The 13,103-nt window shown below is 51.6% G+C and carries 11 protein-coding genes; 3 read left to right on the plus strand and 8 right to left on the minus strand.

What is annotated here, in order from left to right:
• Positions 1-5: 5 nt before the first annotated feature.
• The 4 genes from L1F29_RS18935 to L1F29_RS18950 form a co-directional block, all read right to left on the minus strand.
• Positions 6-770, minus strand: a complete 765-nt coding sequence (locus tag L1F29_RS18935; RefSeq protein ID WP_258383618.1) for an SDR family NAD(P)-dependent oxidoreductase — start codon at positions 768-770, stop codon at positions 6-8.
• 54 nt (positions 771-824) lie between these two features.
• On the minus strand, positions 825-2,141 hold the full coding sequence (locus tag L1F29_RS18940; protein WP_258383619.1) for a carbohydrate ABC transporter permease: 1,317 nt from the start codon (positions 2,139-2,141) through the stop codon (positions 825-827).
• A gap of 28 nt (positions 2,142-2,169) precedes the next feature.
• Positions 2,170-3,078 (minus strand): carbohydrate ABC transporter permease, encoded by a 909-nt coding sequence (locus tag L1F29_RS18945; RefSeq protein ID WP_258383620.1) that lies wholly within the window; start codon positions 3,076-3,078, stop codon positions 2,170-2,172.
• A 72-nt stretch (positions 3,079-3,150) separates the two neighbouring features.
• A complete protein-coding gene (locus L1F29_RS18950; protein ID WP_258383621.1) occupies positions 3,151-4,593 on the minus strand; it encodes a sugar ABC transporter substrate-binding protein in 1,443 nt (480 codons plus the stop codon).
• A gap of 283 nt (positions 4,594-4,876) precedes the next feature.
• Here L1F29_RS18950 and L1F29_RS18955 point away from each other — a divergent pair, with 283 nt between their 5' ends.
• Together L1F29_RS18955 and L1F29_RS18960 are read left to right on the plus strand one after the other, a co-directional pair.
• Entirely contained in the window at positions 4,877-6,685 is a 1,809-nt protein-coding gene (locus L1F29_RS18955; RefSeq protein ID WP_258383622.1) for a cache domain-containing sensor histidine kinase, read from the plus strand.
• Positions 6,666-8,273: a response regulator gene (locus L1F29_RS18960; RefSeq protein WP_258383623.1), complete on the plus strand. Its 1,608-nt coding sequence runs from the start codon at positions 6,666-6,668 to the stop codon at positions 8,271-8,273. The genes L1F29_RS18955 and L1F29_RS18960 overlap by 20 nt, the downstream gene beginning before the upstream one ends.
• Here the strand turns inward: L1F29_RS18960 and L1F29_RS18965 are convergent.
• Entirely contained in the window at positions 8,249-9,460 is a 1,212-nt protein-coding gene (locus L1F29_RS18965) for an aspartate aminotransferase family protein (protein WP_258383624.1), read from the minus strand. The genes L1F29_RS18960 and L1F29_RS18965 overlap by 25 nt on opposite strands.
• 161 nt (positions 9,461-9,621) lie before the next feature.
• Here L1F29_RS18965 and L1F29_RS18970 point away from each other — a divergent pair, with 161 nt between their 5' ends.
• A complete protein-coding gene (locus L1F29_RS18970; RefSeq protein WP_258383625.1) occupies positions 9,622-10,302 on the plus strand; it encodes a lysoplasmalogenase in 681 nt (226 codons plus the stop codon).
• 83 nt (positions 10,303-10,385) lie between these two features.
• On the opposite strand, the gene L1F29_RS18975 is transcribed toward L1F29_RS18970, so the two are convergent.
• The 3 genes from L1F29_RS18975 to L1F29_RS18985 form a co-directional block, all read right to left on the minus strand.
• On the minus strand, positions 10,386-11,627 hold the full coding sequence (locus tag L1F29_RS18975) for an MFS transporter (RefSeq protein WP_258383626.1): 1,242 nt from the start codon (positions 11,625-11,627) through the stop codon (positions 10,386-10,388).
• A gap of 5 nt (positions 11,628-11,632) precedes the next feature.
• Positions 11,633-12,295, minus strand: a complete 663-nt coding sequence (locus L1F29_RS18980) for an HD domain-containing protein (protein ID WP_258383627.1) — start codon at positions 12,293-12,295, stop codon at positions 11,633-11,635.
• 120 nt (positions 12,296-12,415) lie between these two features.
• Positions 12,416-13,063, minus strand: a complete 648-nt coding sequence (locus tag L1F29_RS18985; protein ID WP_258383628.1) for a GyrI-like domain-containing protein — start codon at positions 13,061-13,063, stop codon at positions 12,416-12,418.
• Positions 13,064-13,103: the final 40 nt, after the last annotated feature.

Here is a 13,103-nt window from a genome sequence, read left to right on the forward strand (position 1 = left end):
ACGTATCAAGATCGTTCAGCCCAAACCGGAAGCAGCGCGCCCCCATCCATATACAAGGTCGTTCCAGTTATATATCCGGCACTGTCGGAAGCAAGATATACCGCCGCCTCTCCGACCTCCATCGGCGTCGCAAACCTGCCGAGCGGAATCCGCGACGAGACGGAATCGATATAAGGCTTGGCCTTCACTTGATCTACCTTCTCGATCATCGTATAGCCCGGAGCAATCCCCGTCACCCGTATTCCATGGGCAGCCAGATCGAGCGCCATGTTCATCGTTAATTTGTTGACAGCTGCTTTGGCCGCCGCATATACGGTCGAATTGGACCACGTGCCGGAAGCATGGTTGGAGCTGATATTGATGATCGCCCCTTTCGTGCCCTGTCCGACCATCAGCCTTGCGGCATGCTGCGAGCAGAAATACAGTCCCTTCAAATCGGTGTTCATCACTTCGTCGTACAGCTCTGGCGTCGTCTCCAGGAAAGGCTTCATACGCGTAATGCCGGAATTATTGACATGAACATCCAGTCGCTTGAAGCGCGCGGAGAACTGTCGGAATAAGGATTCGATACCCGCCATGCCCGATATATCCGCTTGTACCGCTTCTGCGGATCCACCGGAATCTCTGATTAACCGAACCGTCTCCTCAGCCATGTCCGCACTTTGGTTATAATGGACGCATACCTCGTATCCGGCTCGCGCGAATGCGAGCGCGATGCCTCTTCCGATCCCTCTTCCTGCCCCCGTAACAAGCGCTACCTTATTGTCCATCCTCTCCACTTCACTCCCATCTTCCGATCCATAAGGATCCGCTATCGTTTACGCTCAACCTTTCAATCCGGTGAACGAGACGCCCTTCTCGATCAGCTTCTGGCATGTAATAATGATGATCATGAGCGGTATCGTGGCGACAACGAGGCTGGACATGACGACATTGGCCCCCATGCTCTGCCGGTTCTGGAAGTCGTTCAGCGCTACCGTGAAGGTCCAAACCGACGGCGAACGGGCAATAACGAGCGGCCACAGAAATTCGTTCCACACGGCAATGAAGGTCATGACGGAAACGACGGTGAAGATCGGGGCGGACATCGGCACGATCAGCCACCAATAAATCCGGAACTCCGAAGCGCCGTCAATTCGAGCCGCCTGCAGCAGCTCGCCCGGAAGCTGCTCGAAAAAGCCTTTAAATAAAAATATTACGATTCCCCATGCGGTATGCGGCAAAATAATCCCCCAAAGCGTGTTGACCAGATGAAGCTTATCCATCGTCAAATAAAGCGGAACCAGAATGGCAATTTCCGGAATCATGATCGTTGCGACGAAGAACAGCGTAAGTCCGCTCCCGATACGTCCGCGTACCAGATGCGCCAGGGCGAACCCGGCCATACCGCCAATGATGAGGTGGCTTATGATGGATGCGAATGTCACGATGACGCTGTTCATCAAGAAGTGCGGAAATCCATACGAACCCTCGCTTCCGCCTGCAAATTGAGCCAATACGAGATAATTATCGAATAATCTCCGCCAGTCCTTCTTCTCGGTAATGGACATGACTTGCCCGGCAATATGGGAAGAATCGGAGAACTTGCTCTGCACGGCGCCCGACAGCTCCGGAAGCTGCCCGGACAGCGACGTTTCTCCGCTATACTTCGGTCCGTTATCCATCCATTCGAATTTCGTTAGTTCCCGTTCACGGATAATGGGGATCTTATTGCGCATCGACGTGTCGTTGAACAGCTGAGTCGGCACGATTTCGGGCCGTCCAGCCGTAAACTTATAGGAGGGCATGTCAGCTTCATATACGATGACCCCCTCTTTGACGCCGGTAACCGCGAGTGATCCGATGGCGTCATTCTGCATTTTCTTCCATGTAAACCAGATCGCCTTCATGGCATCCAGCTCGAACTCCTCGGCCTTGCTAAGCTCTGTTCCATCGTAATTGAGCGTGACAGATACCGCTTTCGGCGTTTCGGGTATCCATTTGGGCGGAAATTGATAAATTGTAATGTTGTCCTTCATAGAAGATCCGATCATCCAGATCAGAGGAATGACGGATACCACAATGAATATTGCCGCGACGGAGTAGGAGACGATCTTGACCGATGCGGCGCCCCTCTCCCGTATGCGATTTCCAGCAGCCATTGGGCAGCTCCTTTCCCTGTACTTAGCGTCAATCCGTTCTGGATACTCGAATTTGTATATACGTGATGGCGGCTATAATAATGAACATGACGAATGATATCGCGCCTGCCACGCCGAATCGAAACTCCTTGAAGGAACTGTCGAACACGAGCATCGATAACGTCCGGGTCGAATTCGCAGGCCCGCCGCCGGTCATGATATACATCGGATCGAAGGTCAGGAACACGCCGGATATGAACGCGATAAATTGAATGCCGATAACGAACTTCATACTTGGGAATACGATCGAAACCATTCGCTTCCACGGTCCTGCTCCATCGATTTTGGCGGCTTCGATATTCTCGCTCGGAATGCCCTGAAGCGCGGAATAGTAGATCAGCATGCTCATCCCGGCTCCGAATATACCCGGCATGACGATGGCCCATTTAGCCATTGCAGGATCGTTCAGCCAGCCGTACGGACCAAGGCCGATAAATTCCAGCAAGTAATTAAGCAGTCCGTAGTCCGGATTATAGAGCCACTTCCACAGCAGATATCCGGCTACGGCCGGAACGGTTGTGGGCAGCAAATACAGCACGCGGATCGTCTTGTTCGCGAAACGAATTTCATTGAGCAGAATCGCTTGGACGATCGGAACCCAGAAGGTCAGGATAAAATAGATAAAGAAGAATGCAATCGTGTTCCACAGCGCATTCCAGAACTCCGTCGAATTCAACAGATAGCTATAATTGGAAAAGCCTACGAACTTCCCCGGTGGATCGATGACTTTGTAATCAAAGAAGCTCATGTAGACGGCCTGCACCAGCGGGTAATATTTAAAGAGCAAGAAAGCAATGACAGCCGGCGTCAGAAAGAGGATCGGCGTCCAAGGTATCCTCCTTCTTCTCCAGGATATTACGGGCCTTGGCTGCATTTTCGGCTCCATAACCGGTTTCATCGATCCGCATCCCTTCGTTATAGCAGGCGGAGGAAGCGCCAAGCACCCTCATCTTCTTCCGCCTGCATCGAGTTACTTCAATGACGCGTTATACGCATCGACAACTTCCTTCTGCGCCGCTTCCTGCGCTTTCTGCAGAAGCGTCATGACATCGGACTTCTCATCCGTCAACGCTTGCTGGACGGCCTTAACGACATATGGCGTCAGCCGTTCCTTCAGGTAATATTCCAGCCGGGAATCGGCTGCAGCCTTCGTGACGCCGTCAATCAGGTCCTGCGGAACATTGGTCGTATATTTCCCCGGGTCGACGTCCTTGCGGACGGACAGCAGGTTCGGGAATATGCCGTTGTCCATCTGGAACTGGTAATACTTCTCACGCACTTCCTTGGACATCATATACGTCACGTATTTCCAAGCCGCATCCTGTTTCTCCTTCGACGACTTCGGATTGATAATCCAGTATGCGCCGCCGATCTGAGACGGGCCTTTGCCCGATGGGCCGACCGGATAAGGCGCGAAGCCAAGATCGTTCAAATCGAGACCGTTCGCCGCATATTCGCCGAAACCGCCTGACGCTCCGTTCGTCATGGCCGCGCGCCCCTGGAAGAGATCGTTCATGTTATCCTGGTAGCTCTGGAGCACGTTGTTTTGCACAATCTTATGCGTCCATTTCAAATCCTTGTAATATTGAAGCGCCTTAACGGTTGCATCGCTCGTAAACGTCAGCTTCACCGTACCGTCGGCATTGAGCTCCGTCAAATCGCCGCCGGCCTGCCATACATAGTACTCGAACCACCAATCCGCCCATTCCATGCCCAGCAGTGTCAAGGCATACTGCTTCTTGTCCTCCTTCGTCAGCTTCTTGCCGAAGCTGACGACCTCGTCCCAATTGGCCGGCGGCGTGTTGCGGTCCAAGCCCGCCTCTTCGAACAGCTTCTTGTTCCATAACAGACCGGTCACATACATATCGTTGGGTAAGCCGTAAACCTTCCCGTCAATGGTACCCGCTTGAAGCGAGGACTCGATAAACTGATCTTTGTCAGCATAACTTTCCCAATAGGGCGTTAGATCCAGCGCAAGCCCTTGACCTACCCAGTCGCCAATGATGGGAAAATGCGCGGCACTGTAGGCATCCGGTCCATTGCCGCCGGCCATCGCCGTTACGAACACTTCGCGGTCGTTCGTCCCTTGCGGCATGAGCTCATGCGTCACTTTAATATTCGGATTCGCTTTCTCGAATTCGCTGAACAGCTCTTCGGTAAGCGCCTTCTGAGGATCCTCCGGCTTAGGCGCATCCCACACCGTCAATTCGATAACCGGTCCGCTGCCTTCAGCGGCATTTCCCTCTGACGCTTTGTTTCCATCGTCCGGCTTGTTATCCGATGTTACAGGCGCGTTGGCGCCTTTCGATTCGGAGGACGTGCTGCCCCCGCCACCGGAGCAAGCCGAGATCACCAATACAAGCACAAGAACAGCAGCGGCATAAGCCCGTTTACCAAGCCATAATGTTCTCAAACTGATTCCTCCTAAAAGTTTTTTGATTTTCGCTCCCGAAGGAGCGAGAGAAAAACTTGCCTCGGAAGCATAAGCTTCGTTTTTTGATTTTCGCTTCCGAATCTTATTCAGCCACAACGTCAGTATAAGTAGTTGCGATAGCGCTTTCTATATAAAATTCTAACCTTTCATTAGCAAAATTTTAATATGTTATGAAAGCGCATTCCTGAACCTTTAGGTTTGTGATACAGTATCGATAACGATTCATGAGGATGAGTGTCTCATTATGTAGAGGAGGTGTCGTTTGCGATTTCGCAGCAAATTGATTCTGTCCTTCTTTATCGTCATCAGCCTGACAGCTACGATAATGGGTTATTCGTACTACCGGATTACGAGTGAGGAATGGAAGACGACGACGCTCCAAGGGCTTGAACGGCTGACCGAACAAGCCGTCAATACGCTGAACCTGCACTTGAAGACGGTTGCAAACACCGGTCTGGGTTACTTCATGGATATATCGCTGCAGAAGTTTTTGGACGGTCCACCCAGCTTCGAAGATCAGCAATATTACCGCAACAAGCTTGAAGGACAGCTGATTCAAAATCCGCTTATCTCATCCATTACAGTTGCCCGAATGGATGGCGAGCAATACTCCAGCACTTATTATTACAAACCCGAATTGCGTTCCCTTATGAAAGATGAATTGAATCGTGTCGGGAAGCTTGCCCATCAGAAGGAAGGCGTTCCCGAGTGGACGGTATCCCTCACGACCACGAGAAGCTCGCTTACGCCGGTCAATACGATCAGCTATGTACAAGAGCTTAAGCGGATCACATCCAGCTCCCAGTATCCCGTCGGCGTTCTCAAGATCGATATCAACCCTACCGTTCTAAACAATGCTTTGGCCGGCTTAAGCGATTCCGATGGCAGCACGTATTATATGACCGATTCGAATGGCATCGTAATCTTCGCGGAAGATAGCGCGTTTATTGGACAATCGATCGCGAATAAACCGATTTTCCAAGGGTATAAGCAGGCTGCCGGCCGCAGCGGGACAATCAACTTTCGTTTCCAGGAGGACAACAAAGCATACATCGGCTTCTACCGCAAATTAAATGACGCTGGGTGGATCGTTCTCGGACGGGCACCGCTGGATCGCATTATGCAGAAGGTCAATACGTTCGGCAAGACGGTCCTGTTCATCGCGCTGGTCAGCTTTCTGATTGCCATGCTGCTGGCCTCGATTATATCCGCTAGCGTCACCCGCCCTCTCAAGCTGTTGAATAAAAAAATGAAGCAGGTCGAAATGGGCGATCTGCGCGCGGTTATCAATGTGACGGGAAGCGATGAGCTGGCGACGATTCAGCACAGCTTTAACAAGATGACCTACGAGATCCGGACATTGATTACGAAGGTGTATGAAACCGAATTGCTCAAGAAGGAAGCCGAAATCAAGGCGCTTCAAACTCAAATCAACCCCCACTTCTTGTTCAATACGCTGGGGACGATCGACAGCATCGCTGCAATTAACGGCGAGCCTCGCATCGGCTATATCTGCCAGTCGCTGGGCAATATGCTCCGATATAATCTCAACGGCGGCAGCTTCGCCACCATTCGGGAAGAATTGATGCAGCTCAATCAGTACTTGTCCATATATCGCATACGGTTCGCGGACCAATTCCATTATGAGATGCATGTGGAGGATGGCATTCACGAGCTGACGATACCGAAATTCCTGCTGCAGCCGCTTGTCGAGAATGCGATTATTCGCGGCTTGGAATCGAAGATCGGATATAAGCAAGTGCAGGTTTGCATCCGGCATGTCGATGACCGCCTGATCGAATTCGTCATTCAAGATAACGGCGTTGGCATGGATACCGCGGCTCTTCAAGCCTTGACGCAGCGTCTTGCGGATAAGACGGTGCTCCTCCCGGGCCGTACGTCCTCCAGGGCGATGATCGGACTGTCGAACGTGATGAGCCGGATTCAGATGTATTACGGATTCAACGCGCAAATTCAAATCAAGAGTAAACCGGATTTAGGCACCAGCATTAGCTTTCGTATTCCGAAGCAAATGATAGGAGGCGCTCTTAATGAAGGTCATGATCGTTGAAGACGAACCATTGCTCCGTCAGGGGCTAATCAGCAAAATCAAGTGGACGACTACTCTCCGGCTTGAAGGTGAAGCTGGCGATGGCATCGAAGCGCTGCAGAAGCTTGAGAATTGCAAGCCGGATATTGTGCTGACCGATGTGAGAATGCCCGGAATCGACGGCCTGCAATTCATTCGTAGAGCCCGGCAGGACCATCCCCGCATTAAATTCGTCATCATTAGCGGTTACGGTGAATTCGACTATGTCCGCGAAGCGATGAAGCATAGCGTGAAAGACTATCTGCTCAAGCCCGTAGACGGCGAGGCGTTGAATCGCCTGCTGCAGGAGCTGTGCGAAGAATTGCGCGAGGAGCGGATCGCAGACGATAATCGGACGCATCTGGAGGAGCTTGGCCAGCTGTATTTGCGCGGCAATCTGCAGGCTTCCGATCATATGCTAACCCGTTTCTTAACCGAAACGGAGCCTTCAACGGACCGGCTGCCGCAGCATTTCATCGGCCGCAGCTGCTATGCGGCGGCCGCAGCCAAAATAACGCTCCGCCGCGAACATCGGGAGCATGCTGAGAAGGAACTCCCGCTCTCCCGTTTCTCGGTTCATAATGTCATTCAGAATGGTTTTCTGATAAGTATGCATAAGGATGCGGACCTCATCGTCTTCAATCATGCCCACAACCCGGATGAGGTCGTCCTGTTTATCGGATTTGAAGCGGAAGAAACGATGCAAGCGGTGAAGAATCAATTGCGGCTGCTGTTGGATTGGATTCAGGCTCATCTTGACATCAAGGTGTCCATTGGTATCGGTTCTGTTATAGGAACGTTTGAACAACTGGCTCATTCGTATAGGGAATCGATGAAAATGTTAAAGAACCGTCTCCTGGATGGAGACGGCAAGCTGTTCTGTGCAGCAGATCAACCGGCGGTAGCGGCTGCTCCCAGACCTTTATTGAACGAACAGGCGAAACAGATGCTTCTAGGCTTATTGGAAGACGGCAAGCACCACACATTCCTATCAGCGATCGAACAGCTGGTTCGGGCCGCCATCGACACGGATAAACGTTATGCGTATTTTGAATATTTATACACGGAAGTTATCCATCTCATCCGGAAGCACGCATACAACAGCGGCTTACAGCTGCCGATAGCCGCACTTGCCGCTCCGCTTGCGGATTTGGAGTTCGCGTCGGATTGGTCGGATGTTCAGGCGATTCTCGAAGATCAGTTAAGCCATCTATCCGAAGAAACGGTTGACCGGTTCGGAGACCGGACATCCGATGCGATTATTGAGTCCGTTCTCCAGCATGTAAACCGGCATTATGCGGAGGAGCTTTCCCTGCAATGGGTCGCGGACACCTATTACATTCATCCGAACTATTTCTCCAGACGGTTCAAGCAGGTCACCGGGAGCAGCTTCAATGATTATTTGACCCGCGTGCGGGTCGAGCGTTCCAAAGAGCTGCTTGCAACGACCACGTTAAAAATCAATCTCATCTCCCAGATGGTCGGCTATGAGGAACAGAATTATTTTTGCAACGTATTTCGAAAAGTAACCGGAAACAGCCCCACCTATTTCCGAAAAGTATCGACTTGATCCAGTGAACGGCACAGTAGCTCCATCATCTGGTCGCTGTCTGCTTCAGTCACGATCAGAGGCGGCATAAGCCGGATCGTCGAAGGGTTCGGCGCATTAATGAGCAGTCCATTGCCAAGACAGGCTGCCACAACCTCATGAGCGGTCCGATCCTCGAGGTCGAATGCCAGAAGCAATCCTTTGCCCCGAATATTCGTTATCGGGTATTGCAAGGCTGCGTTCTGCAGCCGTTTCATCATATATTGGCCTTGAATTTCCGCATTCAACGGGAGCTGCCGGTTGATCACTTCATTCACAACGGCAAGACCAACCGCCATGGCCAGCGGCTGACCGGAATAGGTCCCCCCTTGATCGCCGGCTTCGAATAGATTGAACGCTTCCTTGACCAATAATGCTGACAAAGGGAAGCCGCCGCCAATTCCTTTGCCCAGCGTCATGGCATCGGCTTGGACGCCGTAATGCTCATAGGCAAACAGCTTCCCGGTTCGTCCAATTCCGGTTTGGATCTCGTCGAAGATGAGCATAATGCCGCGAGCGTCGCAAATTTGACGCAGCGCATGCAAATATTCCGCATCAACGGCATGAACACCGCCCTCCCCCTGCACCAACTCCAGCATAATGGCACAGGTATTCGGATTGATGGCGGCAAGAATCGCTTCCATATCATTCAATGGGACATGCCGGAAGCCCGGCAGCTTAGGCTCATACAGCTTCTCCCATTGTTTCTTCCCTGTGGCCGACATCGTGGCAAGCGTACGTCCGTGAAAGCTGTTCACGGTCGTAATGATTTCATAGGCCCCGCCAAGGTTTACAGCCCCATGCTTCCGTGCCAGCTTAATCGCCCCTTCATTGGCTTCAGCACCGCTGCTGGCAAAGAATACACGATCGAAGCATGAGATTTCGGTCAAGAGCCGGGCGAACTCGATCATCGGTTTGTTATAGAAGGACGGACTCGCATTCACAAGCGAAGACGATTGGCGTACCAGCGCTTCACGAATGACCGGATGCGAGTGTCCCAAGCAGGTAACCGCCCAGCCCCCGATAAAGTCCAAATAATGATTTCCCGCCGTATCCCATAATACTATTCCGTCTCCGCGTTCCATCACCAATTCCGGTCGGACGGCCGTGAATAAAATCGAATTCTTCGCATCTGCGAGCAGCTGTGGCGTATCGGCTTGAATCTGCATAACCGCAACATCATCCCTTCATCGTATAATGCATTATTATACATACGTAAGTATAATTATACAAACATTTATTTCATCACCTCTACCCTCATCACCAAGGAATCTGCATATAGCCGCCGAATATTGTTCAAGACGATTATCCATTCGAAGGAGCGATAACTTTGAGTAAATACGGACTGCCTGCACTGATCCTGTTCATGGGCGTGCTCTACATCTTCTTCATCCCCGCCGATCCGCATGCAGTCAAGCTGTTGTTCAAGCTAATTCCGATGTGGCTCATTCTACTTTATGCTTATCTGCGAATGCCCCGGGATCGAAATCGCTATCATGCAACGACTCTGATCGGATTATTCTTCTGCATGCTGGGCGATGGCCTCTTGCAATGGTTCGTCATCGGCTTGTCCGCATTCTTGATCGGTCATATCTTCTATTTGACCTCCTTCATAACCAAGTGGCGATTCTCTAAAGCTCGGTTCGCGACGATCATTCCAATTGCGGCGTTCGCGGTATATATGGGCGCGGAGCTTGTGCAAGCACTTATTCATGACGGCAATGAAGCACTGATCGCTCCGGTTCTCCTCTATATCGTTGTAATTTCCTTAATGGGCTGGACCGCAATCATGACCGGGAACAAATGGGCGATAATGGGCAGCCTGCTGTTCTTGGTTTCCGACTCGATCTTGTCCTGGAACATGTTCATCTCGGATATCGCTTACTCAGGAGTGCTCATCATGACCACCTACTACGCCGCTCAATTTCTTATTGCCCACAGCTCGCAAACGATGGACATCGAAAAGAGTCATGCTCTCCTCCAACAGGACGGGTATTCCAGCAGAAGATAACCGGCTACGGCAAAAGAGGCTGCCCATGAGTCATCCAAGATGACAATGAGCAGCCTTTCTCTATATAAACGATGATTCGAGGCTTAAGCTTGCATCGTTTGATCATGGATTCGCGCGCGCTTCAGTGCGTCTCCACGGTACCATAAGCCAATCAGCAGGAAAGCTGCCGCGCAGCCGATGAAGATCGATTGCAGCCCATATGGAGCGCCGATCACCCAGAAGGTCAGAGTTGGCCCAATGGCGGCACCCAGATCGGTAGAGACGGAATAGACCGTCATGACCGCGATGACGGATGAATTTCTTGCAACGTCTGTCGCCATGGCATCCATAATCGTGGACGTAATCGTCATCGTCACCATGACGAACAGGACGATCGCGATCCAAGCGTAGATCGGAATATGCCACGGCATTAGGGCATATCCCGCTGCGGCTCCAACCAAGGAGAGGATGAACAATGGCAGCCGGCCTCTTGGTCCATCGGAGCGATGTCCGAACCATGTGGCCAAGAACGGCTCCCATGCACAGCGGATCGCTTGCAGCACGCCGCCCAATGCCGTGCTGGTTATTAGGATCCCAAACAAGAGAACCGTATCCGAATAATTCAGATCGATGACCAAGCTTAACGTTGAGCCGAATATGGCGTGCAAGAGCGAAATGAACAGTCCGCAGACGACCATTTTCGCGACCGGCTTCGTCCAGATTGCTTTGCTGTCCTTCCGGGATGATGTCTGCGTATGGCCGTCCTTCTTGGCATTAGAAGATATCGATGCAAGCACTAACGGAATCCCGATTAGAGCCAATAGACCAAAAAAAACCGACATCGATTCAATGCCGAATACGGGCGTAAGCACACCGCCGAATGATACGCCGACCATGCTGCCCAAGCGCCATATACCGTTATACTTCCCCATCAAGCGCCCGCGGTTCGTATCATCCGAATAATTGATAACCGTCAAATAACCGCCGATTCTCATCAATGACCAAGCGATGCCCCATAAGGAACGAAGAACGAGCCACGCGGCGAACCCCTTCCATACGCCGTAGCCCACAGTGGTGAAAGCACCCATGAGAACGGCAGCGATAAGTCCCGTTCGCAGCGACATTTTGTTATATAACCAACCTATGAATGGATTCAATGGGAGCCGGACAAACCGGTTGATCGATAGAAGCACTCCCACCTGCCAAAGGGCTGTAAGTCCCACTTCTTTCCAGTAGATGGGAAGCACCACGTAGAGCATGGCGTCTCCGAATATGGTAAGCGCGGTTACTATGGCGACAAGCGTAACCGGTCGGGCCGGGTTTGGGGTTATACGAGGAAGTCTCATGCCATTCAAAGATCCCCTTCCCATTCCCGGTAAAAGCGGTCCACATACTGCTCCATATATCGATGGCGCTCCTCCGCAATACGTCGGGCGGATGCAGTATTGATCCGGTCTTTCAGCTTCAACAGCTTCTCATGAAAATGGTTGATGGCCGTACTCTTCCCCTGTCGATATTGTTCCGTCGTCATCGATTCGCGCGGCTGCAGTCGGGGGTCATGAATGGGATCGCCCTTCCAACCCGCATATAGAAAGGTTCGCGCAATCGCGATGGCTCCGATCGCATCGAGCCGATCGGCATCCTGTACGACTTTGCCCTCCAGCGTGCGCATGGGCGGATTCGATCCGCCATTGAAGGACATCGTCGAGATTATCTCCATAATATGCGCTGCTGCTTCTTCCCCAAGCGGCTGTTCAGCCAGCCAATCGCGTACCTTCCGGAGGCCCGCTTCCTTGGATTCGTTAAGCTTCTCATCCGCAATATCATGCAGCAATGCTGCAAGGATGCATATAGAGGTGTCGGCCCCTTCCTCTGCGGCAATCCGCTCAGCAAGTTTCACAACGCGCTTGATATGCCACCAATCATGACCGGTCGTGTCATGCTCGAGCTCCTGCCTGGCAAACCGTTCAGCTGCAATGATAATCTCCTGTCGTTCGTGACCGCTGCATTCCATACCTGCATGCCTTCTCTCATACTCGGATTTGTAGTTTGCTGTTCTAACTATTGTAAAGTAATTTCCTATCATTTGCTCATATAAATATAAAAAAGCTGCCGAGGCAGCTAGAGTACAGGTTTAATTCGATAGAATCGGTGCATAGATATCGAAATCAAAGTCGTTAATCTTATCCGCAGGAATATGAAACGGATTGACAGGCGACAGCCGATTGAGCTCATAACCATATGAGCTTTCCGTCATATCCCGTTTATATCCTTCCGTATCAAACCACTTCCATAAGGCATCGTACGTATGGTCCATCCGGGTTCGATCCCCCCGCACCGTCGTTCTGGCAAACTTCCGGGCTGGAATCGACATCGTCTCGAACCCCTGCGGAATATGCTCCAATGACGCCACCTCCACGCCTACCCATAGCGTCTCGATACTCGTCGTCCACTGCCATTCCGGTATAAAGACAAGTCCCTGGTCCTTATGAAGCCGATCCGGATGATCCGTCATGACCTGTTCGATTTCTCTCCATGCTTCCCGTACATCACGGCCATTCCGGATCGTCTTCAATACGATTGCGTTCATCTCAGGCCGTTCAACAACAGTAATCGTTCCCGGTCCATCATTCATCGTTCCCGCCTCCATCTTGTCATCTTGCGGCATTCCCCGAAGCAATTTGAATGCGCCAGGTACCCGGCTGGGTCGATAACTCTCCGGGCAGCTGCCTGCTTCAGCTTCATTCCCATCCTCGTATGTACCTCTTAACGGCTGAATCACAGCGGCTTACCTCCTTACTTTTGCGGTTGCGGTATTCAAT

This window comes from Paenibacillus spongiae (assembly GCF_024734895.1).
Classification (GTDB): Bacteria; Bacillota; Bacilli; order Paenibacillales; family Paenibacillaceae; genus Paenibacillus_Z; species Paenibacillus_Z spongiae.